Consider the following 23,734-nt stretch of genomic DNA (forward strand, 5'->3'; position numbering starts at 1 on the left):
AGTAGTGGCCGAAGGCACCACCCCCGGGCTGCTCGGCTACATGGTCTGGGCCGCCGAGAAGCCCTCCACCCGGGGGCTCGGCACGGCAGAGCTGAACCCGTACCGGATCACCCCCGTGCGCGGCGGCCGACCCCGGTCGCCGCGCACAGTCCCAGGGCCAGCGCCGCCGCCGTCACCGGCAGGAAGAAGCCGAGGGTCGGGTCCGGGGTGTGGTCGGCGGTCCAGCCGGCGGTGGCGGAGCCGGTGGCGACGCCGGCCAGGAGGGCGGTCACGGCCAGCGTCATGCCCTCGTTGAGCTGGGAGGGCGGGGTGAGCTTCTGGACCACGGCCATGCCCGTGACCATCGTCGGGGCCGTCGCCATGCCCGCGAGCAGGAGGCCGGCCGCCAGGGCGAGCAGGGAACCCGTCCGCGCCATGAGCAGCGGGGCCGCCATCAGCAGGGTCATCGCCGCCAGGCAGAGCCGGAGGGAGGCGGTGCGGCGGGCCCGGCCGTAGAGCAGGCCGGCTGCGCAGGAACCCGCCGCCTGGAGGGCGAGCACCGGGCCGGCGGCCGGGCCGTCCACGAACGCCAGGGCCGTCACCTCCATCGAGCCGAAGACCGCGCCGGTCGCGAGGAAGACCGCGAGCAGGGGCACCATCCCGGGCGCCCGCAGCGGTGAACCCGCCGTCGTGCGCGGGGCGACCGGCGGCTCGGTCGAGCGCTGGGCGGCGAAGAGCAGCACGCCCGTCAGGAGGAGGACGGCCGCCACCAGCGTGCCCGCCTCCGGGAAGAGCGCCGAGCAGGCCACCGCCGCCAGCACCGGGCCCAGCATGAAGCACAGCTCGTCGGCGGCCTGCTCGAAGGAGTTCGCGGTGTGCAGCGCGGCCGCGTCGCCGCGCAGCAGGTGCGCCCAGCGGGCCCGGGACATGCCGCCGGTGTTCGGGGTGGTCGCGGTCAGCGCGATCGCGCAGAACAGCGCCCACGCGGGCGCGTGCCCCCGGACGCACAGCAGCAGCGCCAGCTGGCCCAGGACGGCGAGGAGCGTGGCGGGGACGGCGACCCGCGCCTGTCCGTGCCGGTCGACCAGCCGGGCGATCCAGGGCGCGGTCAGCGCGCCCGCCGCCAGACCGGTCGCGCTGACCGCGCCGGCCAGCGCGTAGGAGCCGTACGCCGCCGAGATCATGAGCACCGCGCTGATCCCGAACATCCCCGCGGGCAGCCGGGCGATCAGGTTCCCCGCGGTGAACGCGCGCGTGCCGGGCAGGGCGAAGAGCCGCAGGTACGGGTTGCGGGGCGGTGTGGCGGGGCGCTCGCGGTAGCGGGGGGCGAGGCCCGGGCCCGCCGGGGTGGGGACGAGGAGCTGAGAGGGCATGGACCCAGGCTCCGGCCCGGCCGCCCGCACCGTCCAACACCCATCGGGTCGCGATTCACGCACCCGTGTTGTTGAATGCGGCGGGTGGCCACACCGTACGACATCGAACCCCGGTTGCTGCGCGCCTTCACGGCCGTCGCCGAGGAGCTCCACTTCACCCGCGCCGCCGGCCGGCTCTTCGTCGCCCAGCAGGCGCTCAGCCGGGACGTCCGGCGCCTGGAGCGGGAGGTGGGCGCCCAGCTGTTCGTACGGACCACCCGGCAGGTCGCGCTCACCCCGGACGGCGAGCGGCTCCTGCCGTACGCCCGCCGCGTCCTCGACGCCCACGACGCGCTCCGCGACGCCTTCAGGCCCGGCGCCCGGCCCCTCCTCGTCGACCTGAACTCGCCCGGCCTCGTCCAGGACCGCATCCTGCGCCGGGCCCGCGAACTCGCCCCCGAACAGGAGCTGATGGCCCGCTTCGAGTCCGGGCTCACCGGCGCTGTGCGGGAGATCCTCGCCGGGCGGCTCGACGCCTCCTTCGGCCGGTACGGCGGGCTCGCGCCCGGCCTCCGGGCCCGGCTCGACGCGCGGTTCGTGCGGTACGAGCCGATGGCCGTGCTGCTGCCCGACGACCACCCGCTCGCCGCCCTCCCCGAGGTGCCGCTCGCCCGGCTCGCCGGCGAACGCCTCTACGCCGGCGCCGGGAACGACCGCACCCCCGAGTGGACCGACCTCGCCACCCGGCTCTTCGCCGGCCGCGGCATCCACCTCGCGCCGCCCGCGCCGCTCGCCGTCGGCAAGGAGGAGTTCCAGCGGATCATGGCCAAGCACCGCCACCCGGTCCTCGCCGTCGTCGGCTTCCCGCCCCTGCCCGGCTGCGTCCTGCGCCCCCTCGTCGACCCCGTCCCGCTCTCGCCCGTCAGCCTCGTCTGGCGCAAGGGCCTGCGCCACCCCGCCCTCGACGCCCTCCACGAGGCCGTCGCCGAACTGGCGCGGCACGAGGGCTGGCACGACCGCCCGGCCGGCTCCTGGCTCCCGGAGGGAGAACCGGGGCTGCCGCTCACAGGTACCGGGGCGGGCGGGTGAGAGCACGGTTCCGTCGGCGTCACCTCACGGCACCGGACTGAAACGCGGTACTTCTAGCGTTCGTTCCCAGGAGGATCCGGAACCGGATCCCACATCCTGGAGGTGCGCGATGGGCGGACGCTGGATCGACGTCTGGGAGCCGGAGGACGAGACCTTCTGGCGGGAGAAGGGTGAGCGGATCGCGAAGCGGAACCTCGCCTTCTCCGTCCTCTCCGAGCACATCGGCTTCTCCATCTGGAGCCTGTGGTCGGTGATGGTCCTCTTCATGGGACCCGAGTACGGCGTCGACCCCGCCGGGAAGTTCTTCCTGATCGCGGCCGCCACCCTCGTCGGCTCGCTCATCCGGATCCCGTACACCTTCGTCGTCGCCCGCTTCGGCGGCCGCAACTGGACCGTCTTCAGCGCCCTGCTGCTCCTGGTGCCGACGGCCCTCGCCTACGTGGTGATGGAGCCCGGCACCTCGTACACCACCTTCCTGCTGGTCGCCGTCCTCAGCGGGGTCGGCGGCGGCAACTTCGCCTCCTCGATGACCAACATCAACGCCTTCTTCCCCCTCCGTAAGAAGGGCTGGGCGCTCGGCCTCAACGCGGGCGGCGGCAACGTCGGCGTCCCCGTCGTCCAGCTCGTCGGCCTCCTCGTCATCGGCACCGCCGGAGCCATGCACCCGAGGATCGTCCTCGGTGTCTACCTGCCGCTGATCCTGGTCTCCGCCGTCTGCGCCGCGCTCTTCATGGACAACCTCGCGCCGGTGCGGAACGACTCCGGGGCCTTCCGGGAAGCCGTACAGGCCCGCCACACCTGGATCATGTCCTTCCTCTACGTCGGCACCTTCGGCTCCTTCATCGGCTACAGCTTCGCCTTCGGACTCGTCCTCCAGACCCAGTTCGGCCGCACCCCGCTCCAGGCCGCCTCGCTCACCTTCATCGGCCCGCTGCTCGGCTCCCTCATCCGCCCCCTCGGCGGCTCCCTCGCCGACAAGCACGGCGGCGCCCGGATCACCCTCGGCACCTTCGCCGCCATGGCCGCCGCCACCGGCGTGGTGATCTACGCCTCCGTGACCGAGTCCCTCGCCGTCTTCCTCGTCGGCTTCATCGCCCTCTTCGTCCTCACCGGCCTCGGCAACGGCTCCACCTACAAGATGATCCCGGCGATCTTCCTCGCCCAGGGCCACCGCAAGGGCCTGTCCGGCGAGGCCGCCCAGTCCTACGGGCGGCGGCTCTCCGGCGCCGCCATGGGCGTCATCGGCGCGATCGGCGGCCTCGGCGGCCTCGGCATCAACCTCGCCTTCCGGCAGTCCTTCCAGACCGTCGGCAGCGGCACCGCCGCCTTCGTCGCCTTCCTCGCCTTCTACGCCGCCTGCATGGCCGTCACCTGGGCGGTATACCTTCGGCGGCCGCCCGTCGTCCCCGACACCGCCGAGTCCGCCGAGGAGCCGGAGACCCGGCCCGGATACGCGAAGGTGTGAGCGGAGGTGCGGGGCGCGTACCGTAACGGCCAGGAAATACGCGTGAACCCCGACTGTCACGCGTCCGCGCCACCCTCGATCCCCATGGACCAGCACGAACACGGACCCCTGGCCGGCTTCACGGTCGGCGTCACCGCCGCCCGGCGCGCGGACGAGCTCATCGCCCTGCTGCGCCGGCGCGGCGCGGCCGTCGTGCACGGCCCCGCCCTGCGGATCGTCCCCCTCGCCGACGACACCGAACTCCTCGCCGCCACCAAGGACATCATCGGCGACACACCGGACGTCGTCGTCGCCACCACCGCGATCGGCTTCCGCGGCTGGGTCGAGGCGGCGGAGGGATGGGGATACGGCTCCGAGCTCCTCGACGCACTGCGCGGCGTCGAACTCCTCGCCCGCGGGCCCAAGGTCAAGGGCGCGGTGCGGGCCGCCGGGCTCACCGAGTCCTGGTCGCCCTCGTCCGAGTCCATGGCCGAGGTCCTCGACCGGCTCCTCGCCGAAGGCGTCGACGGGCGGCGGATCGCCGTCCAGCTCCACGGTGAGCCCCTCCCCGGCTTCGTCGAGGCGCTCACCGAGGCCGGGGCGACGGTCGTGGGCGTGCCCGTCTACCGCTGGATGCCGCCGGAGGACCTCGGGCCGCTCGACCGGCTCCTCGACGCGGTCCTCGCCGGCTCCGTCGACGCGGTCGCCTTCACCAGCGCGCCGGCCGCCGCCTCGCTCTTCGCGCGGGCCGCGGAGCGGGGGGTGCGGGAGCGGCTCGTGGAGGCGCTGCGGCACGAGGTGCCGGCGATGTGCGTGGGGCCCGTGACGGCGCTGCCGCTGCAGGCCGAGGGCATCCCCACGCACCAGCCCGAACGGTTCCGGCTCGGGCCGCTCGTGCAGCTCCTCTGCACGGAGCTGCCCGGGCGGGCGCGGGTGCTGCCGGTCGCCGGGCACCGCGTCGAGATCCGGGGGCACGCGGTGCTCGTCGACGGGGCGCTCCGGCCCGTGCCGCCGGCCGGCATGGCCCTCCTCGGGCTGCTTGCCCGGCGGCCGGGGTGGGTCGTCTCGCGGGCGGACCTCCTGCGGGCGTTGCCCGGGGCCGGGCGGGACGAGCATGCCGTCGAGACGGCGATGGCGCGGCTCCGTGCCTCCCTCGGCACCCCCAAGCTCATCCAGACCGTCGTCAAACGCGGCTACCGCCTCTCGGTCGACCCGACGCCGTGACGAGGGCCGCGCCTGGTACTGGTGCGGATGGCGCCCTCGCCGCACCCCCGTGTGGGCAGGCGTCCCGCAGGGCGGGACGGGTGGGCACACGGCACGGCGCGCCCCTGCCGCGCCCAGGCTCCGGTGCCTGAACCCGCACCACGATGTACGGGTCCGTACCGGTGCGGGTTCAGGCGCATGTGCGGAGGCACCCGCAAAGGGTGCCGTTCCGTTGTGCCCACCCGTTCCGCCCTAGCGGAACGTATGCCCACAACGAAACGGCGGCGGGGTAGGTTGCTCGGGTGGATGGATCGGTGGGGGTTCGGGGGGCGTCGGAGGGGGACGCGGGGGCGCTGGCGGAGGCGCTCCGGCGGAATCGGGGGCACATGAGGGCCACCGAGCCGTACCGGGCGGAGCGGTACTACACCACCGAGGGGCAGGCCGAGCGGCTGGCCGACGGCGGACGGCGGTGGTTCGCGGTGGAGGGGGAGCGGATCGTCGGGGCCGCGATCCTTTCGGGGATCGCGCTGGGGCCCTTCCGGAGCGCCCGCTCGGGTACTGGGTGGACGGGGAGCGTACGGGCCGCGGCATCGCCTCCCGCCTCGTCGACGAGGTGCTGCGCGCTTCGCGCGACGAGCTCGGGCTGCACCGGATCGAGGCGAGCACGCTGCCGGACAACCACGCCTCCCAGCGGGTCCTCGCCAAGGCCGGGTTCGAGCGGATCGGATACGCCCCCCGGTACCTGCACATCGCCGGCGCGTGGCGCGACCACTTCCTCTTCCAGCGGATTCTGCACGATCAGCCCCCGCCCCGCGCCTGACACGGCGGCCACCGGTGGCGTACCTTTGACGGCTGCCCAGTGCACGTCAGAAGGGGGCCTTAGTGGCCGCGCAGGAAGCCGTCGACACGGTCAGAGACCGTGAGATCGGCGTCGAGCAGGAACATCTGGACCAGGTCTACCGCCGCTTGGAGGAGAAGATCCACGAGGCGGAGTTCCTGATGAACGACGCCGCGCAGAAGGGGCACGTCGGCACGCCCGGCGCCCTCGCCGAGCGCGACGCCCAGGTCTTCCGCGCCGGGGTCCACCTGAACCGGCTCAACAACGAGTTCGAGGACTTCCTGTTCGGGCGGATCGACCTGCTGGAGGGGAAGGACGGGGTGAAGGGGCCCGACGGCGCCTACACGTCCGTCGAGCCCGCCGACGACGCCATCCGGGCCGACAACACCGCCGACATCGGCGAGACCCTGCACATCGGCCGCATCGGCGTCCTCGACGCCGACTACTCCCCGCTCGTCATCGACTGGCGCGCCCCCGCCGCCGCGCCCTTCTACCGGTCCACGCCCGTGGAGCCGGGCCGGGTCGTCCGCCGCCGCGTCATCCGCTCGAAGGGGCGGAGGGTGCTCGGCGTCGAGGACGATCTGATGCGGCCGGAGCTGAAGGCGAGTCTGGGCGGGGCCGCGCTGCCCGTCATCGGCGACGGCGCGCTGATGGCCGCCCTCGGGCAGGCCCGTTCGCACACCATGCGGGACATCGTCTCCTCCATCCAGGCCGAGCAGGACCTCGTCATCCGCGCGCCCGCCGCCTCCGTCACGTACGTCGAGGGCGGGCCGGGTACGGGCAAGACCGCCGTCGCGCTGCACCGGGCCGCGTACCTGCTCTACCAGGACCGCAGGCGGTACGCCGGCGGCATCCTCATCGTCTCCCCGACGCCGCTGCTCGTCTCGTACACCGAGGGCGTGCTGCCCTCGCTCGGCGAGGAGGGGCAGGTCGCCATCCGGGCGCTGGGGAATCTGGTCGACGGGGCCGAGGCCGACGCGTACGACGAGCCCGCCGTCTCCCGCGTCAAGGGCTCGTCGCGGATGCTCGCCGTGCTCCGCAAGGCCTCCCGCGGCGCCCTGGACCGGCCCGACTCGCCGAAGCTGCTGCGCGTCGTCGCCTTCGGGCGGCGCCTGGAGCTGGAGGAGAACGAGCTGCGGCGGATCCGGCAGAACGTGCTCTCCGGCACCGCCCCCGTCAACCTGCTGCGGCCCCGCGCCCGCCGGCTCCTCCTCGACGCCCTGTACGCCCGCTCGGGCGCGGCCGGCCGGCACAGCGACCCCGAGCTCGCCGCCGAGCTGCGCTCCTCCTTCGACGAGGACGTCTCCACCGAGGACTCCTTCCTCGGCTTCCTCGACGCCTGGTGGCCCGAGCTGGCCCCCCGCCAGGTCCTCGACGCGATGGCCGACGAGAAGCGGCTCGGCCGCTGGGCCCGCCGGGTGCTCAACCCGGGCGAGGTCCGCCGGGTCGCCCGCTCGCTGCGCCGCCCGGGCCTCTCCGTCCACGACGTCGCCCTCCTCGACGAGCTGCACACCCTGCTCGGCGCCCCCGCCCGGCCGAAGCGGAAGCGGGAGTACGACCCGCTGGACCAGCTCACCGGCCTGGAGGAGCTGATGCCGGTGCGCGAGGAGACCCAGCGGGAGCGGGCCGAGCGGCTGGCCGCCGAGCGCACCGAGTACGCCCACGTCATCGTCGACGAGGCGCAGGACCTGACGCCCATGCAGTGGCGGATGGTCGGCCGCCGCGGCCGGCACGCCACCTGGACGATCGTCGGCGATCCGGCCCAGTCCTCCTGGTCCGACCCGGACGAGGCGGCCGCCGCCCGCGACGAGGCGCTGGGCTCCCGGCCGCGCCGCCGCTTCGAGCTGACGGTGAACTACCGCAACCCGGCGGAGATCGCCGAGCTGGCCGCGAAGGTCCTCGCCCTCGCGATGCCGGGCAAGGAGTCGCCGAGGGCGGTCCGTTCGACGGGTGTCGAGCCCCGGTTCGTCGCCGTCGGCAAGGGCGGTGACCTGGCCGGAGCCGTACGGTCCGAGGCGGAGCGGCTGCTCGCCGGGGTCGAGGGCACGGTCGGCGTGGTCGTCGCCATGGACCGGCGTGCGGAGGCCGCCCGCTGGCTCGACGGCCTGGGCGACCGGGTGGTCGCGCTCGGCTCGCTGGAGGCGAAGGGCCTGGAGTACGACGCCACGCTCGTCGTCTCCCCGGCCGAGATCGCCGACGAGTCCCCGGCCGGCCTGCGCGTCCTGTACGTCGCCCTCACCCGTTCGACGCAGGCGCTGACGGTGCTCTCGGGCGAGCGGGACCTGCCGGACGAGGCCGGGGTCCCGGACCTGCTGCGGGACTGAGGCCAGGGCCCTCCGGGGATGATTTCCGGTCAACGCGCGCCGGGGGAATCACCTTCGGGGAGGGTTTGTTAGCCTGGTCGTGACACCGGCTCGATCCAAGCCCCCGGGCCCAACCTTCGTCCCTCAGAGGGACCACTTGCCGCGAGGCGAGCATGGCGGGTCGGTGTCACTTAGACGTACATACGAAGTTGAGGCCCCGGTCGTCTTCCGATGACCGGGGCCTCTTCTGTTGTCCGTGAGACTCTCGTATGGTGGAAACTACTTTCCGAAAACAAAATGACCGCATTACCTGCTACCCGCGGGTAGGTGCGACGATCGGAGGGCGCCGCCAGGGCAACCAGCCGGGGCGGGGTAGCAACGAAGCTAGGGAAAGCAGAGGAATCCGGCCATGGCAACGGCGCCCAGCGTCTCGTACTCGATGACGGTCCGGCTGGAGGTGCCCGCGAGCGGCACCGCGGTCTCGCAGCTCACGGCGGCGGTCGAGTCCCACGGAGGGTCCGTCACCGGCCTCGACGTCACCGCCTCGGGCCACGAGAAGCTCCGGATCGACGTCACCATCGCCGCGACCTCCACCGCGCACGCCGACGAGATCGTCGAGCGGCTGCGGGACATCGAGGGCGTCGTCCTCGGCAAGGTCTCCGACCGTACGTTCCTGATGCACCTCGGCGGCAAGATCGAGATGGCGTCCAAGCACCCCATCCGCAACCGTGACGACCTGTCCATGATCTACACCCCGGGCGTCGCCCGCGTGTGCATGGCGATCGCCGAGAACCCCGAGGACGCCCGCCGCCTCACCATCAAGCGCAACACCGTCGCGGTCGTCACCGACGGCTCCGCCGTGCTGGGCCTCGGCAACATCGGCCCGATGGCCGCCATGCCGGTCATGGAGGGCAAGGCGGCCCTCTTCAAGCGCTTCGCCGACATCGACGCCTGGCCGATCTGCCTGGACACCCAGGACACCGACGAGATCGTCTCCATCGTCAAGGCGATCGCCCCCGGCTTCGCGGGCATCAACCTGGAGGACATCTCCGCGCCGCGCTGCTTCGAGATCGAGGCCCGGCTCCGCGAGGCCCTCGACATCCCCGTCTTCCACGACGACCAGCACGGCACCGCCATCGTCGTCCTCGCCGCCCTCACCAACGCCCTCCGGGTCGTCGGCAAGGGCATCGGCGACGTCAAGGTCGTCATGTCGGGCGCCGGCGCGGCCGGCACGGCCATCCTCAAGCTGCTGATCGCCGCGGGCGTCAAGCACGCGGTCGTCGCCGACATCCACGGCGTCGTCCACGCGGGCCGCGAGGACCTGGTGGCGGCCCCGGCGGACTCCCCGCTGCGCTGGATCGCCGACAACACCAACCCGGAGGGCGTCACCGGCACCCTCAAGCAGGCCGTCGTCGGCGCCGACGTCTTCATTGGCGTCTCGGCCCCGAACCTGCTGGGCGCCGAGGACGTGGCCGCGATGGCCGAGGACTCCATCGTCTTCGCGCTCGCGAACCCCGACCCGGAGGTCGACCCGGCCGCCGCCCGGCAGACCGCCGCCGTCGTCGCCACCGGCCGCTCGGACTTCCCGAACCAGATCAACAACGTGCTGGTCTTCCCCGGCGTCTTCCGCGGCCTGCTCGACGCGCAGTCCCGCACGGTCAACACCGAGATGATGCTGGCCGCCGCCAGCGCCCTCGCGGACGTCGTCACCGAGGACGAGCTGAACCCGAACTACATCATCCCGTCGGTCTTCAACGACAAGGTCGCGGGCGCCGTCGCGGGGGCCGTCAGGAACGCCGCCAAGGCGGCGGCCGCGGGCGCCTGAGCGTGTCGCGATTCGCGGAGCCGTAAACCCGCCTTTAGGGTGGCTTTTCGGCTCCGCACCGTTTGCGGGGAGTCGACGCTACGTCACCACCAGGGGCCTCGGGCGCTTTTCGTGTGACCCCAGAGGGTGCCGGATTGGCGTTCCCGCCGCTGGTGGGGGCAGGATGCTCCCCCGAGGACTTCGTCCAGGGGGGAACCCCCAGGGCGCGAGGGATCCACGAGAGGCAGACCCGAGTGCGGGGACTGTCCGAGGCCCCTGGCAGCATCGGCTTCGATCTCACGCCTCACAGGCAAGAAGAACACGGGAGTAACAACATGAACCGCAGTGAGCTGGTGGCCGCGCTGGCCGACCGCGCCGAGGTGACCCGCAAGGACGCCGACGCCGTGCTGGCCGCCCTCGCCGAGACCGTCGGTGAGGTCGTCGCCAAGGGCGACGAGAAGGTCACCATCCCCGGCTTCCTGACCTTCGAGCGCACCCACCGTGCCGCTCGCACCGCTCGTAACCCGCAGACCGGCGACCCGATCAACATCCCGGCCGGCTACAGCGTGAAGGTCTCCGCGGGCTCGAAGCTCAAGGAAGCCGCCAAGGGCAAGTAAGCGGCCTGTAGGCGCACGAAAAGGGCGGCCACCCCCTTCCGGGGTGGCCGCCCTTCCGTATGCCCTTCCCAGACCCCCTGGAGGGCTCAGACGAGCGCGCCGCCCGGCAGCTCGACCTTGGCGCCGAGCTCCACGAGCTTCTCCATGAAGTTCTCGTAGCCGCGGTTGATCAGCTCGATGCCGTGGACCCGGCTGGTGCCCTGGGCGGCGAGCGCCGCGATCAGGTACGAGAAGCCGCCGCGCAGGTCGGGGATGACCAGGTCGGCGCCCTGGAGCTTCGTCGGGCCGCTGACGACCGCCGAGTGGAGGAAGTTGCGCTGGCCGAAGCGGCAGTCGGAGCCGCCGAGGCACTCGCGGTACAGCTGGATGTGGGCACCCATCTGGTTCAGCGCCGAGGTGAAGCCGAGCCGGGACTCGTACACCGTCTCGTGGACGATGGAGAGGCCGGCGGCCTGCGTCAGGGCGACGACCAGCGGCTGCTGCCAGTCGGTCTGGAAGCCGGGGTGGACGTCGGTCTCCAGGTGGATCGCGTTCAGCGAGCCGCCCGGGTGCCAGAAGCGGATGCCCTCGTCGTCGATCTCGAAGGCGCCGCCGACCTTCCGGTAGGTGTTGAGGAAGGTCATCATCGAGCGCTGCTGGGCGCCGCGCACGTAGATGTTGCCTTCGGTGGCGAGCGCCGCGGACGCCCAGGAGGCCGCCTCCAGGCGGTCCGGGAGCGCCCGGTGGGTGTAGCCGTCGAGCTTGTCGACACCGGTGATCCGGATGGTCCGGTCGGTGTCCATCGAGATGATGGCGCCCATCTTCTGCAGGACGCAGATGAGGTCCTCGATCTCCGGCTCCACGGCCGCGTTCGAGAGCTCGGTGACGCCCTCGGCGAGGACGGCGGTGAGCAGCACCTGCTCGGTCGAGCCGACCGAGGGGTACGGGAGGCGGATCTTGCAGCCGCGAAGGCGCTGCGGGGCCTCCAGGTACTGGCCGTCGTCGCGCTTCTCGATGGTCGCGCCGAACTGGCGGAGCACGTCGAAGTGGAAGTCGATGGGCCGGCCGCCGATGTCGCAGCCGCCGAGGCCGGGGATGAAGGCGTGGCCGAGGCGGTGCAGCAGCGGGCCGCAGAAGAGGATCGGAATGCGCGACGAGCCGGCGTGGGCGTCGATGTCGGCGACGTTGGCGGACTCGACGTGCGTCGGGTCGAGCACCAGCTCGCCGGGCTCCTCGCCCGGGCGGACCGTCACGCCGTGCAGCTGGAGCAGGCCGCGGACGACGCGGACGTCGCGGATGTCCGGCACGTTGCGCAGTCTGCTGGGGCCGCTGCCGAGCAGGGCGGCGACCATCGCCTTGGGCACGAGGTTCTTCGCGCCGCGAACGCGGATCTCGCCCTCCAGCGGGGTTCCGCCGTGGACAAGCAGGACATCGTCTGTGCCGGTCATGAATCTCGCGTTCCGGAGTCGTCGGTCGGGTGGCCAGAGAAAAGGGTAAGGGGCCATTGGACCCCGATCGGGCCGGTCGGGGTGCCTGTCAGAGGTAATGAATTCGGCACAACACCCTCCGTTTCCGCGATCTTGCGGAGTGTCACCGTCCGGTTGTTCCGGGCGGGCGGTCCGGGCGGTCCTGTCCCGCCCCTTCCGACCTGCGAGGCTCGCCCCCGCCTTCCCCGCTTTCCCGGGATTCCGCCCGAGAACCCCCGCACGCGCCGAAGATGCGGGATCATGTGTCGCATGACCGAGGTGTCCTCGCTCACAGGACGGCTGCTCGTGGCCACGCCCGCCCTCGCGGACCCGAACTTCGACCGCGCGGTGGTGCTGCTGCTCGACCACGACGACGAGGGCTCGCTCGGCGTCGTCCTCAACCACCCCACCCCCGTCACCGTCGGCGACGTCCTCGCACCCTGGGCGGGGCTCGCCGGCGAGCCCGGCGTCGTCTTCCAGGGCGGCCCCGTCTCCCTCGACGCCGCCCTCGGCCTCGCCGTCATCCCCGGCGACGAGGGCCCGCTCGGCTGGCGCCGGGTCTTCGGCGCGATCGGCCTCGTCGACCTGGAGGCCCCGCCCGAACTCCTCGGCCCCGCCCTCGGCGCGCTCCGCATCTTCGCCGGGTACGCCGGCTGGGGCCCCGGCCAGCTGGAGATCGAACTCACCGAGGGCGCCTGGTACGTCGTCGAGTCCGAGCCCGGCGACGTCTCCTCGCCCACCCCCGAGACCCTCTGGCGCCAGGTCCTGCGCCGCCAGCGCGGCGACCTCGCCATGGTCGCCACCTACCCCGACGACCCGTCGCTCAACTGAGGGCCGCGGGGTTCAGTACCCTTGGGTCCCATGAGCACTCTCGAGCCCGAGCGCGGGGCAGGTACGGGAACCCTCGTCGAGCCGACGCCGCAGGTGTCCCACGGTGACGGCGACCACGAGCGCTACGCCCACTACGTCCAGAAGGACAAGATCATGGCGAGTGCCCTCGACGGCACTCCCGTCGTCGCACTCTGCGGGAAGGTCTGGGTACCCGGGCGCGACCCGAAGAAGTACCCGGTCTGCCCGATGTGCAAGGAGATCTACGAGTCCATGGGCTCGGGCGGGGACAAGGACAAGGGCGGCAAGGACGGCGGCAAGGGGAAGTAACCCCCTCCTCCGGGATCGTCGGGGACGGCCCCCGTCGTGCGCACCAGCGGTGCGCACGACGGGGGCCGTTCCGCGTTTCCGGGTCCCTGTGCGGGGGCTGAAGTGGTCGAGACCTCTTGTCGTGATCGCCGGGCGCGCCTAACCTCACCGCTGTTGTTGTGCAGCACGAAACGCTCGTTGCGTATGTTGCAACGCACGCTCGGAGGGGAACCGCCATGAAGCTTCCTGCCCGGATCACCGCCCCCGTCGCCCTGCCGCTCGCCGCCCTCGTCCTGGCCGCCTGCGCGCCCCAGACCTCCGCCCCCGCCGCCGGCGGGGACGAGAAGACCGGCACCCTGCGCGTCTGGCTCTTCCGGGAAGTCGCCAACCAGCCCAAGGAGAAGGTGGTCGACGCGGCCGTCGCCGCCTTCGAGAAGAAGCACCCCGGCGCCGACGTCGAGGTCGAGTACATCCCCGTCGAGACCCGCGCCCAGCGCGTCAAGGCGGCCTTCAACGACCCGAAGTCCGCCCCCGACGTCATCGAGTACGGCAACACCGACACCGCCGGCTACGTGAAGGACGGCGGACTCGCCGACATCACCGCCGAGTTCACCGCCTGGGACCAGGCCGAGGACACCGACCCCACCGCCCGGAAGTCCGTCACCGTCGGCGGCAGGGTCTACGGAGCCCCGCTCTTCGTCGGCGTCCGCGCCCTCTACTACCGCACCGACGTCTTCCGGGAGCTCGGCCTCGCCGCCCCCAAGACCCAGGACGAACTCGCCGCCACCGCCCGGAAGATCCGCAAGGCCAGGCCCGAGCTGTACGGCATCGCCGTCGGCGGCGCCTACACCTACGGCGCCCTCCCCTTCATCTGGGCCGCCGGCGGCGACCTGGCCACCGAGGACGGCTCCGGCACCTACAAGGCGGCCCTCGGCTCCGACGCCGCCGTCGCGGGCCTCACCGCCTACACCTCGCTCCTCGGCGACGACAACTGCCCCGCCGCCACCTGCGCCCAGATGGGCGGCAACGCCACCGTCACCGCCTTCGCCGCCGGCAAGGCCGGCATGGCCATCGCCGGCGACTTCAGCCACGCCGCCGTCGAGGCCGGACGGGTCAAGGGCAGGTACGCCGTCGTCCCGCTGCCCGGCACCACCCCCGGCTCCGTCGCCCCCGCCTTCGCCGGCGGCAACAACATCGGCGTCCTCAGGTCCACCTCCCACCGCACCCTCGCCGTCGCACTCACCAAGGAACTCGCCGGCAAGGAGAGCCAGGCCGCCCTCTTCGACGCCATGGGCTTCCTGCCCACCTTCACCGACGTCCGCGCCGCCGCCGCCCGGCGCAAGCCCTTCGTGAAGCCCTTCATCGACACCCTCGCCGCCGGCACCAGGTTCGTGCCCGCCACCGCTGCCTGGGGCCGCATCGACTCCTCGCTCGTCGTCCCCACGATGCTCCAGGAGATCGCCAGCGGCCGGAAGAACGTGAAGACCGCCGCCCGCGACGCGGCGAAGAAGATGGACGCGGCCTTCGCCGAGGCGGGCTGACCCCGATGACGGCCACCCTCACCGAACGCCGGCCCCGGAGCCGTACCGGCAAGACCGGCGGGACCGGCAAGACCCGCACCGGCACCGCCCGCACCGGCACCTCCGCCTGGACCCCCTGGCTCTACCTCCTGCCCGCCCTCGCCGTCCTCGGCGCACTCCTCCTCTACCCCGTCTACCAACTGGGCCTCATCTCCTTCCTGGAGTACACCCAGGCCCAGGTCAGCGGCGGCGAACCCACCTCCTTCCAGGGCCTCGGCAACTACAAGTCGCTGCTCTACGACCCCCAGTTCCGTCAGGTCCTCCTCGCCACCGTCGTCTTCGCCGCCGCCTGCGTCGCCGGCACCCTCGCCGTCGGCTGCGCCCTCGCCGTCCTCCTCACCCGCGTCCGGGCGCTTCCCCGGCTCGCCCTGATGCTCGCCGCGCTCGGCGCCTGGGCCACCCCCGCCGTCACCGGCTCCACCGTCTGGGTCTTCCTCTTCGACGCCGACTTCGGCCCCGTCAACAAGCTTCTCGGCCTCGGCGACTTCTCCTGGACCTACGGGCGGTACAGCGCCTTCGCGCTCGTCCTCCTCGAAGTCGTCTGGTGCTCGTTCCCCTTCGTGATGGTCACCGTCTACGCCGGGATCCGGGCCGTCCCCACCGAGATCCTGGAGGCCGCCGCCCTCGACGGCGCCTCCCCGTGGCGGATCTGGCGCACCGTGACCGCGCCCCTGCTCCGCCCGATCCTCGCCGTCGTCACCATCCAGTCCGTCATCTGGGACTTCAAGGTCTTCACCCAGATCTACGTCATGACGGGCGGAGGCGGCATCGCCGGCCAGAACCTCGTCCTCAACGTCTACGCCTACCAGCAGGCCTTCGCCTCCTCCCAGTACAGCCTGGGCGCGGCCATCGGCGTCGTCATGCTGCTGATCCTGCTCGCGGTCACCCTGGTGTACCTGCGGATCCTGCGGCGGCAGGGGGAGGACCTGTGACCGGTTTCCGTGCCTTCCGGATACCCGGCGTACGCCGTCCCGGGCGGCTGCTCGCCGAGGCCACGGCCCTCCTGGCCGCCGTCGTCGTCGCCTTCCCGCTGTACTGGATGGTGCTCTCGGCGCTCAAGCCGGCCGGCGAGATCCAGTCGACCGACGCCCGGCCCTGGACCCTCTCCCCGTCCCTCGACTCCTTCCGGAGGGTCTTCGAGCAGCAGGACTTCGGCCGCTACTTCCTCAACAGCCTCCTCGTGGCGACCGCCGTCGTCCTCGCCTCCGCCGCGGTCGCCTTCCTCGCGGCGACCGCCGTCACCCGCTTCCGCTTCCGGTTCCGCACCACGATCCTCGTCATGTTCCTGGCCGCGCAGATGGTGCCGGTCGAGGCGCTGACCATCCCGCTCTTCTTCCTCATGCGGGACGCCGGACTCCTCAACACCCTCGGCTCGCTCGTCCTGCCGCACCTCGCCTTCTCGCTGCCCTTCGCGATCTGGATGCTGCGCGGCTTCGTCCGGGCGGTGCCGGAGGCGCTGGAGGAACAGGCCAGGATCGACGGCGCGAGCCACGCCCGCTTCCTGTGGACGATCCTCTTCCCGCTGGTCCTGCCGGGGCTCGTGGCGACCAGCGTCTTCTCGTTCATCTCGACCTGGAACGACTTCCTCTTCGCCAAGTCGTTCCTCATCAGCGACACCTCGCAGTCCACCCTCCCGATGGCGCTGCTCGTCTTCTTCAAGCCCGACGAGAACGACTGGGGAGGAATCATGGCCGGATCGACCGTGATGACCGTCCCGGTGCTCGTCTTCTTCGTACTCGTACAGCGCCGCCTGGTCTCCGGACTGGGCGGGGCGGTGAAGGACTGACGCGATGGCAGACACGGATCTGATCCCCGCCCCCCTGGCGGCCGTCCACGGGGAGGGCCTGCTCCCGCTCGACGCCGCCACCGCCCTCGACGCCGGACCCGGCGCCGGGCCCGCCGCCCGATGGCTCCGCGCCGTCCTCGGCGCGGCCACCGGCCTGCCGCTCCCCGACGGCACGGGGGCCGGTGCCATCCGGCTGCGGATCCCGCCCGAGACGGAGGAGGAGTACGGCTCCGAGGGCTACCGGCTCTCCGTCACCGGCGACGGCGTCCGCCTCGACGGCGGCGGGCCCGCCGGGCTCTTCTGGGGCGCCCAGACCCTGCGCCAGCTCCTCGGCCCCGACGCGTACCGGCGGGCGCCGCTGCCCGGCCGGACCTGGAGCCTGCCGCACACGGACGTCGCCGACCGCCCGCGCTTCGGCTGGCGCGGCCTCCTCCTCGACGTGTCCCGGCACTTCACCGCCAAGGAGGACGTCCTGCGGCTGCTCGACCTGATGGCCGCGCACAAGCTGAACGTCTTCCACTTCCACCTCACCGACGACCAGGGCTGGCGCATCGAGATCCGGCGCCACCCGCGCCTCACCGAGGTCGGCGCCCGGCGGGCCCGCTCCAAGCGCGGCCACCGCGCCTCGCCGCTCTGGGACGACACCCCGCACGGCGGCTTCTACACGCAGGACGACATCCGCGAGATCGTCGCGTACGCCGCCGAGCGGCACATCACCGTCGTCCCGGAGATCGACCTCCCCGGCCACTCGCAGGCCGCCATCGCCGCGTACCCCTGGCTCGGCAACACCGACGCCGTCGACACCGCCGCCCTCACCGTCTGGGACACCTGGGGCGTGAACCCGAACGTCCTCGCCCCCACCGAGGAGGTGCTCCGCTTCTACGAGGGCGTCTTCGAGGAGGTCCTGGAGCTGTTCCCGGCCACCTTCGTGCACGTCGGCGGCGACGAGTGCCCCAAGGACCAGTGGAAGGAGTCCCCGGCCGCGCAGGCCCGGATCGTGGAGCTCGGGGTGGGCGACGAGGACGGGCTCCAGTCCTGGTTCATCCGCCATTTCGACCGCTGGCTCGCCGACCGGGGCCGCCGCCTCATCGGCTGGGACGAGATCCTGGAGGGCGGCCTCGCCGAGGGCGCGGCGGTCTCCTCCTGGCGCGGGTACGGCGGCGGGATCGCCGCCGCCGAGGCCGGGCACGACGTCGTCATGTGCCCCGAGCAGCACGTCTACCTCGACCACCGGCAGGACGGCGGCCCGGACGAGCCCGTGCCGATCGGCTTCGTCCGCACCCTGGAGGACGTGTACCGCTTCGAGCCCGTCCCGCCCGGCCTCTCCGAGGAGGCCGCCCGGCACGTCCTCGGCACCCAGGCCAACGTGTGGACCGAGGTCATGGAGAACCGCGACCGCGTCGACTACCAGGTCTTCCCCCGCCTCGCCGCCTTCGCCGAGGTCGCCTGGTCGACGCTGCCCGCCCCCGACGCGCGCGACACGGCCGGATTCCTGCGCCGCATGGAGACCCACTACCGGCGCCTCGACGCCCTCGGCGTCGCCTACCGCCCGCCCACCGGACCCGCGCCCTGGCAGCGCCGCCCCGGTCTCCTCGGCCGCCCGAAGGACGGACCGCCCCCGATCGTGTGAGCCAGCTCGCTTCCCGGGGTCACCCGGGAGCGGCGAAACGGGAGTTACCTTCTCTGTCAGGGCGTCCGGGGCGTCCAGGGCGTCCGGGGTGTCCGAGGACAAGCCGGGCGTGCCGGGTGTCCCGGGCGAAGGGTCCCGCGCGGCCCCTCGCTCCGGACGGCTCGGAAGTTGTGCCAGAGTTGCCACGTCCGGCCTGTGAGCACGTACGGTACGCCCACACACAGGCGCGCCGTGCGCCCGCTCGCACGCGCGGCGGCCGGGCACAGTCGGGGACGGACCGGGACAACCGGGAAGGGGCAGCGGGTTGACCACGCACGCACCACAGACGGCGCAGTCCGTGACGCTGCCCGCCTCGCTCGACGAGGCCGTGGCCGCGCTGACCGCCATGCCGGCGGCCGTCCCCGTCGCCGGCGGCACCGACCTCATGGCCGCCGTCAACCGCGGTCAGCTCCGCCCCGCCGGACTCGTCGGCCTCAGCCGCATCAACGAGATCCGCGGCTGGCAGTACCAGGACGGCCACGCCCTCCTCGGCGCCGGCCTCACCCACGCCCGCATGGGCCGCCCCGACTTCGCCGCCCTCATCCCGGCCCTCGCCGCCGCCTCCCGCGCGGCCGGACCGCCCCAGATCCGCAACGCCGGCACCCTCGGCGGCAACGTCGTCACGGCCGCCCCCACCGGCGACTCGCTGCCCGTGCTCGCCGCCCTGGAGGCCGACCTCGTCGTCGTCGGCCCGCTCGGCAGCCGCGAGATCCCCGTCTCGCACCTCCTCGCCGGCCGTGACCTCCTCGCCCCCGGCGAGCTCGTCGCCTTCGTCCGGGTGCCGCTGCTGCACGCCCCGCAGGTCTTCCTCAAGGCCACAGGGCGCACCGGCCCGGCCCGCGCCACCGCCTCCGTCGCCGTCGTCCTCGACCCCGCCCGGCGCGGCGTCCGCTGCGCCGTCGGCGCGGTCGCCCCGATGCCGCTGCGCCCGCTGGAGGCCGAGCGCTGGATCGCCTCCCTGGTCGACTGGGACAACGACCGGGGGCTCGCCCCGGAGGCGCTGACCGCCTTCGGCGAGTACGTGGCCGCCGCCTGCGTCCCCGATCCGCCGGGCGGGGAACAGCCGTCGCCCGCCGTCCTGCACCTCCGGCGCACCGTCGCCACTCTCGCCCGCCGGGCACTGGGGAGGGCCCTGTCGTGAACACCGGCAACAACGAGCCGAACGAGACCGTGGCACCCGCCGCGCCGGGCGGCTGGGAGCCGATCCCGCAGAGCGAGGGGTACGACGAGGGCGCGACCGCCTTCGTGCAGCTGCCGCCGGAGTTCATGCTGGACGGGATCCCCCTGGAGGCCCCCGGTCACGGCTACACGCCGCCGATGATCCTGCCGCTCCAGCCGCGCGCGGAGGGCGTGGAGTTCTTCGCGCCCGAGCCGGAGCCGGAGTCGCTTGCCGAACCGCTGCCGGAGTCGCTTCCGGAGTCGCTTCCGCACGGGTACGGCGTGGACGGCGCGGGCGCGCCGGTGGCCCGGCCGTACATGGAGCACGACCCGCACGCGACGGCGGAGTGGCACTTCGGCGCGACGGGGCAGTGGGAGGTTCCGGCGGAGGGGCTTCAGGAGTTCCCGGGGGAGGGGCTTCAGGAGTTTCCGGCCGAGCCGGTCGTGCCCGAGCCGGTCGTGCCCGGGCCGGTCGCGTCCGAGCCCGTCGCGCCCGTCGCGTACGAGCAGGCCCCGCCGACCCTGCCGGGCGGCGCCCCGGCGCCGTGGGCGGTGCCGGACGCGGTGGCGGAGCCCGTATCCGAGGCCGTGACCGAGGCCGTGACCGAGGCCGTGCCGGAGCCCGAGCTCGTCGAAGAGCCGGAGCAGGAGCCGGTACGCGAGCCGGAACCGGCACCCGAGCCGGAACCGGAACCGGCACCCGAGCCCGAGCTCGTCGACGACACCGCGCCCGCGCCGGAGGCGGACGCGGCGGTGCCCTCGTACACCTCCGTCGACAGCGACGAGCACCCGCACACCTCCTACGTGCTGCGCGTCAACGGCGCCGACCGGCCCGTCACCGACTCCTGGATCGGGGAGTCGCTGCTCTACGTGCTCCGCGAGCGGCTCGGGCTTGCCGGGGCCAAGGACGGCTGCTCGCAGGGCGAGTGCGGGGCGTGCAACGTGCAGGTCGACGGGCGGCTCGTCGCCTCCTGCCTGGTGCCGGCCGCGACCGCCGCCGGGTCCGAGGTGCGGACCGTCGAGGGGCTCGCGGCCGACGGCGAGCCGTCCGACGTGCAGCGGGCGCTCTCCCGCTGCGGCACCGTCCAGTGCGGCTTTTGCATCCCGGGCATGTGCATGACCGTGCACGACCTGCTCGAAGGCAACCACGCGCCCACCCCGCTGGAGACGCGCCAGGCCCTCGCCGGCAACCTCTGCCGCTGCTCCGGCTACAAGGGCGTGCTCCAGGCCGTCGAGGACCTCGTCGCCGAGCGCGCCGCCACCGCCGCCGAGCACGCCACCGCGGGCGAGGACGACGCCACCGCCCGTATCCCGCACCAGCACGACGGAGGCTCGGCGTGAGCAGCGACGCGACGACCGCCATCCCCACCCTCCCCTTCGCGGAGGCCGCCGGGGCCGCGCCGGAGTCCGAGACCCCGCGCCAGGGGCTCGGCGCCTCCCTCCCGCAGGCCGACGCGCGGGCCAAGGCCGAGGGCACCTTCCCGTACGCCTCCGACCTGTGGGCCGAGGGCCTGCTGTGGGCCGCGATCCTGCGCTCCCCGCACGCCCACGCCCGGATCGTCTCGGTCGACACCTCCGCCGCCGAGGCCATGCCCGGCGTACGGGCCGTGGTGACGGCCGCCGACGTGCCCGGCGCGGCCACCTACGGCCGGCGCGTCGCCGACCGTCCCGTCTTCGCCGACGGACTGGTCCGCCACCACGGCGAGGCGATCGCCGCCATCGCCGCCGACCACCCCGACACCGCCCGGCTCGCCACCGCCGCCATCGTCGTCGAGTACGAGCTCCTGGAGCCCGTCACCGACCCGGAGAAGGCCTTCGAGGCCGAACCCCTCCACCCCGACGGCAACCTGATCCGGCACATCCCGCTCTCCTTCGGCGACCCCGAGGCCACCGGCGAGGTCGTCGTCGAGGGCCTGTACCGGGTCGGCCGCCAGGACCCCGCGCCGATCGGCGCCGAGGCCGGACTCGCCGTGCCCCGCCCCGACGGCGGCGTCGAGCTGTACACCGCCTCCACCGACCCGCACACCGACCGCGACCTCGCCGCCGCCTGCTTCGGCCTCACCCCCGACCAGGTCAAGGTCGTCGTCACCGGCGTCCCGGGTGCCACCGGCGACCGCGAGGACCCCGGCTTCCAGATCCCGCTCGGCCTGCTCGCGCTGCGCACCGGCTGCCCGGTGAAGCTCACCGCCACCCGCGAGGAGTCCTTCCTCGGCCACGCCCACCGCCACCCCACCCTGCTGCGCTACCGCCACCACGCCGACGCCGAGGGCCGCCTGGTGAAGGTGGAGGCGCAGATCCTCCTCGACGCGGGCGCGTACGCCGACTCCTCCTCCGAGTCCCTGGCGGCGGCCGTCGCCTTCGCCTGCGGCCCGTACGTCGTCCCGCACGCCTTCGTCGAGGGCTGGGCGGTCCGTACGAACAACCCGCCCTCCGGCCATGTCCGGGGCGAGGGCGCGATGCAGGTGTGCGCCGCGTACGAGGCGCAGATGGACAAGCTCGCGGGCCGGATCGGCATCGACCCCGCCGAACTGCGCATGCGCAACGTCATGTCCACGGGCGACCTCCTCCCCACCGGCCAGACGGTGACCTGCCCGGCCCCGGTGGCCGAACTCCTCGCCGCCGTAAGCGACTTCCCCCTCCCCGCCCTCCCCAAGGACACCCCCGAGGAGGACTGGCTGCTGCCCGGCGGCCCGGAGGGCGCGGGCGAACCCGGCGCCGTGCGGCGGGGCGTGGGCTACGCGCTCGGCATGGTGCACATGCTCGGCGCCGAGGGCACCGACGAGGTCTCCACCGCCACCGTCCGGGTCCTCGACGGCGTCGCGACCGTCATCTGCTCGGCGGTGGACACCGGTTCGGGCTTCTCCACCCTCGCCCGCCAGATCGTCCAGGAGACCCTCGGCGTCGACGAGGTCCACGTCGCCCCCGTCGACACCGACCAGCCCCCGGCCGGCGCCGCCACCCACGGCCGCCACACCTGGGTCTCCGGCGGCGCCGTCGAACGCGCCGCCAAGATGGTCCGCACCCAGCTCCTCCAGCCGCTGGCCCACAAGTTCGGCATGTCGACCGAGCTGCTCCAGATCAGCGACGGCAAGATCACCTCGTACGACGGCGTCCTCTCCACCACCGTCGCCGAGGAGATGAACGGCAAGGAGCTGTGGGCCACCGCCCAGTGCCGCCCGCACCCCACCGAGCCGCTCGACGAGTCCGGCCAGGGCGACGCCTTCGTCGGCCTCGCCTTCTGCGCGATCCGCGCCGTCGTCGACGTCGACATCGAACTCGGCTCGGTGAGGGTCGTGGAAATGGCGGTGGCCCAGGACGTCGGCCGCGTCCTCAACCCCGCCCAACTCGCCGCCCGCATCGAGGCCGGCGTCACCCAGGGCGTAGGCGCGGCCCTCACCGAGAACCTCCGCACCGCCCGAGGCCTGATCCGCCACCCCGACCTCACCGGCTACGCCCTGCCGACCTCCCTGGACGCCCCCGACATCCGCATCGTCAAACTGGTCGAGGAACGCGACGTCGTCGCCCCCTTCGGCGCCAAGGCGGCCAGCGCCGTCCCCGTCGTCACCTCCCCCGCGGCGGTCGCCGCAGCCGTCCGCGCGGCCACCGGCCGCCCGGTCAACCGCCTCCCGATCCGCCCACAGGCGGCGGTGGCGGCGACCGGGAACGCGTAGGTGAACGAGACGCTCCCCTGGGGGTAAGCCGTGTTGGCGCGGCTGGATAGGGTGACGAACGGGACTCACCCGCACGGGGGCGCGGGATGTCGGGAGAGGAGCGGGAACCGAGGGCGGTCGACTCGGGACCGGCCTCGATACCGCACGGCGCCGACGGCCCTCGACAGCGGAGCCGGAACGGGATGAACGGGGAGACATGATGGCTTGGGACGAGTGGGAACAGATCAAGGCCGGAGTGGCTGAGCCTGGGCCCGCTGCCATGCAGCTGAACCAACTCACCTCTGCTGGGGGAGGGGGTGGTACCGCGAATCTGTCCTCCTGCGTCTCGCGCAAGAAAGCGGCGGCAAACGCGATCGGAAACGATCTGGAGCCCGGCGTCAGGACTCACGGCAAAGACGCGGAAGAAAGCACGGCGTCGGCGGTGAAGGAGTTCGGCCCAAGAGACGGTGAGGGTTGGGATACCGCCGCTGCCCTGAAGAAGGCGCATGCGGCGTGGGAGAAGCAGGTGAAGGCGCTGGTCGGCCGTCTGACGTTTGAGAAGAACGGTCTGGCGGACGCGGGACTCACCCTTCGAGGTGTCGACATCGACTTCGCCACGCGGGTGGAGTTGAAGTCGAACATAAGTGGCTGCTGACTTATTCCAGAGGTTTACTGTGCCG

The 23,734-nt window shown here is 73.1% G+C and carries 18 protein-coding genes and 1 pseudogene; 17 read left to right on the forward strand and 2 right to left on the reverse strand.

Annotated elements, in window-relative coordinates; genetic code table 11:
- Positions 1–107 precede the first annotated feature (107 nt).
- The gene (locus HHL19_RS00140) at positions 108–1,352 is read right to left on the reverse strand and encodes an MFS transporter (RefSeq protein ID WP_240981365.1); all 1,245 of its coding nucleotides are present in this window, start codon (positions 1,350–1,352) and stop codon (positions 108–110) included.
- 84 nt (positions 1,353–1,436) lie between these two features.
- On the opposite strand from HHL19_RS00140, the gene HHL19_RS00145 reads away from it, so the two are divergent.
- The 7 genes and pseudogenes from HHL19_RS00145 (at position 1,437) to HHL19_RS00175 (ending at position 10,629) form a co-directional block, all read left to right on the forward strand.
- Positions 1,437–2,420 (forward strand): LysR family transcriptional regulator, encoded by a 984-nt coding sequence (locus HHL19_RS00145; protein WP_346768215.1) that lies wholly within the window; start codon positions 1,437–1,439, stop codon positions 2,418–2,420.
- A gap of 109 nt (positions 2,421–2,529) precedes the next feature.
- Positions 2,530–3,885 (forward strand): nitrate/nitrite transporter, encoded by a 1,356-nt coding sequence (locus HHL19_RS00150; protein ID WP_169084287.1) that lies wholly within the window; start codon positions 2,530–2,532, stop codon positions 3,883–3,885.
- Positions 3,886–3,969: 84 nt separating this feature from the next.
- Positions 3,970–5,088: a uroporphyrinogen-III synthase gene (locus HHL19_RS00155; RefSeq protein ID WP_169084289.1), complete on the forward strand. Its 1,119-nt coding sequence runs from the start codon at positions 3,970–3,972 to the stop codon at positions 5,086–5,088.
- A 365-nt stretch (positions 5,089–5,453) separates the two neighbouring features.
- A pseudogene (locus HHL19_RS00160) lies at positions 5,454–5,887 on the forward strand (GNAT family protein).
- A gap of 62 nt (positions 5,888–5,949) precedes the next feature.
- A complete protein-coding gene (locus tag HHL19_RS00165; RefSeq protein ID WP_169084291.1) occupies positions 5,950–8,229 on the forward strand; it encodes a UvrD-helicase domain-containing protein in 2,280 nt (759 codons plus the stop codon).
- A gap of 388 nt (positions 8,230–8,617) precedes the next feature.
- Entirely contained in the window at positions 8,618–10,033 is a 1,416-nt protein-coding gene (locus HHL19_RS00170; RefSeq protein ID WP_169084293.1) for an NAD-dependent malic enzyme, read from the forward strand.
- A 314-nt stretch (positions 10,034–10,347) separates the two neighbouring features.
- Positions 10,348–10,629 (forward strand): HU family DNA-binding protein, encoded by a 282-nt coding sequence (locus tag HHL19_RS00175; RefSeq protein WP_017237029.1) that lies wholly within the window; start codon positions 10,348–10,350, stop codon positions 10,627–10,629.
- Positions 10,630–10,715: 86 nt separating this feature from the next.
- Here HHL19_RS00175 and murA read toward each other — a convergent pair whose 3' ends face one another.
- Positions 10,716–12,056: a UDP-N-acetylglucosamine 1-carboxyvinyltransferase gene (gene murA / locus HHL19_RS00180; protein WP_169084295.1), complete on the reverse strand. Its 1,341-nt coding sequence runs from the start codon at positions 12,054–12,056 to the stop codon at positions 10,716–10,718.
- A gap of 288 nt (positions 12,057–12,344) precedes the next feature.
- Between murA and HHL19_RS00185 the strand changes: the two genes are divergently transcribed.
- The 10 genes from HHL19_RS00185 to HHL19_RS00230 all read left to right on the forward strand — a co-directional run bounded on the left by HHL19_RS00185 (position 12,345) and on the right by HHL19_RS00230 (position 23,709).
- Positions 12,345–12,905, forward strand: coding sequence for a YqgE/AlgH family protein (locus tag HHL19_RS00185; protein ID WP_169084297.1), 561 nt, complete (start codon positions 12,345–12,347; stop codon positions 12,903–12,905).
- Positions 12,906–12,935: 30 nt separating this feature from the next.
- On the forward strand, positions 12,936–13,232 hold the full coding sequence (locus HHL19_RS00190) for a DUF3039 domain-containing protein (RefSeq protein ID WP_043227505.1): 297 nt from the start codon (positions 12,936–12,938) through the stop codon (positions 13,230–13,232).
- Positions 13,233–13,447: 215 nt separating this feature from the next.
- On the forward strand, positions 13,448–14,752 hold the full coding sequence (locus HHL19_RS00195) for an extracellular solute-binding protein (RefSeq protein ID WP_169084299.1): 1,305 nt from the start codon (positions 13,448–13,450) through the stop codon (positions 14,750–14,752).
- A 5-nt stretch (positions 14,753–14,757) separates the two neighbouring features.
- Complete coding sequence (locus HHL19_RS00200; RefSeq protein WP_169084301.1) at positions 14,758–15,723, forward strand: sugar ABC transporter permease; 966 nt, start codon at positions 14,758–14,760, stop codon at positions 15,721–15,723.
- Positions 15,720–16,577, forward strand: coding sequence for a carbohydrate ABC transporter permease (locus tag HHL19_RS00205; protein WP_346768216.1), 858 nt, complete (start codon positions 15,720–15,722; stop codon positions 16,575–16,577). Before HHL19_RS00200 ends, HHL19_RS00205 begins: the two co-directional genes overlap by 4 nt.
- Positions 16,578–16,581: 4 nt before the next feature.
- Positions 16,582–18,207, forward strand: a complete 1,626-nt coding sequence (locus HHL19_RS00210; RefSeq protein WP_169084303.1) for a beta-N-acetylhexosaminidase — start codon at positions 16,582–16,584, stop codon at positions 18,205–18,207.
- Positions 18,208–18,511: 304 nt separating this feature from the next.
- On the forward strand, positions 18,512–19,387 hold the full coding sequence (locus HHL19_RS00215; RefSeq protein WP_169084305.1) for an FAD binding domain-containing protein: 876 nt from the start codon (positions 18,512–18,514) through the stop codon (positions 19,385–19,387).
- Entirely contained in the window at positions 19,384–20,745 is a 1,362-nt protein-coding gene (locus HHL19_RS00220; protein WP_169084307.1) for a (2Fe-2S)-binding protein, read from the forward strand. Before HHL19_RS00215 ends, HHL19_RS00220 begins: the two co-directional genes overlap by 4 nt.
- Entirely contained in the window at positions 20,742–23,075 is a 2,334-nt protein-coding gene (locus HHL19_RS00225; RefSeq protein ID WP_169084309.1) for a xanthine dehydrogenase family protein molybdopterin-binding subunit, read from the forward strand. The genes HHL19_RS00220 and HHL19_RS00225 overlap by 4 nt, the downstream gene beginning before the upstream one ends.
- A gap of 196 nt (positions 23,076–23,271) precedes the next feature.
- Positions 23,272–23,709: a hypothetical protein gene (locus tag HHL19_RS00230; protein WP_240981366.1), complete on the forward strand. Its 438-nt coding sequence runs from the start codon at positions 23,272–23,274 to the stop codon at positions 23,707–23,709.
- Positions 23,710–23,734: the final 25 nt, after the last annotated feature.

Origin of the sequence: Streptomyces sp. R302, assembly GCF_012927245.1 — a bacterium.
Taxonomy (GTDB): domain Bacteria; phylum Actinomycetota; class Actinomycetes; order Streptomycetales; family Streptomycetaceae; genus Streptomyces.

Excerpts from the sequence above, each read along its gene's own strand:
- HHL19_RS00140 (WP_240981365.1), bottom strand. The coding sequence starts at position 1,352 with ATGCCCTCTCAGCTCCTCGTCCCCACCCCGGCGGGCCCGGGCCTCGCC.
- HHL19_RS00150 (WP_169084287.1), top strand. The coding sequence starts at position 2,530 with ATGGGCGGACGCTGGATCGACGTCTGGGAGCCGGAGGACGAGACCTTC.
- HHL19_RS00155 (WP_169084289.1), top strand. The coding sequence starts at position 3,970 with ATGGACCAGCACGAACACGGACCCCTGGCCGGCTTCACGGTCGGCGTC.
- HHL19_RS00170 (WP_169084293.1), top strand. The coding sequence starts at position 8,618 with ATGGCAACGGCGCCCAGCGTCTCGTACTCGATGACGGTCCGGCTGGAG.
- HHL19_RS00175 (WP_017237029.1), top strand. The coding sequence starts at position 10,348 with ATGAACCGCAGTGAGCTGGTGGCCGCGCTGGCCGACCGCGCCGAGGTG.
- murA (WP_169084295.1), bottom strand. The coding sequence starts at position 12,056 with ATGACCGGCACAGACGATGTCCTGCTTGTCCACGGCGGAACCCCGCTG.
- HHL19_RS00185 (WP_169084297.1), top strand. The coding sequence starts at position 12,345 with ATGACCGAGGTGTCCTCGCTCACAGGACGGCTGCTCGTGGCCACGCCC.
- HHL19_RS00190 (WP_043227505.1), top strand. The coding sequence starts at position 12,936 with ATGAGCACTCTCGAGCCCGAGCGCGGGGCAGGTACGGGAACCCTCGTC.
- HHL19_RS00195 (WP_169084299.1), top strand. The coding sequence starts at position 13,448 with ATGAAGCTTCCTGCCCGGATCACCGCCCCCGTCGCCCTGCCGCTCGCC.
- HHL19_RS00200 (WP_169084301.1), top strand. The coding sequence starts at position 14,758 with ATGACGGCCACCCTCACCGAACGCCGGCCCCGGAGCCGTACCGGCAAG.
- HHL19_RS00210 (WP_169084303.1), top strand. The coding sequence starts at position 16,582 with ATGGCAGACACGGATCTGATCCCCGCCCCCCTGGCGGCCGTCCACGGG.
- HHL19_RS00230 (WP_240981366.1), top strand. The coding sequence starts at position 23,272 with ATGATGGCTTGGGACGAGTGGGAACAGATCAAGGCCGGAGTGGCTGAG.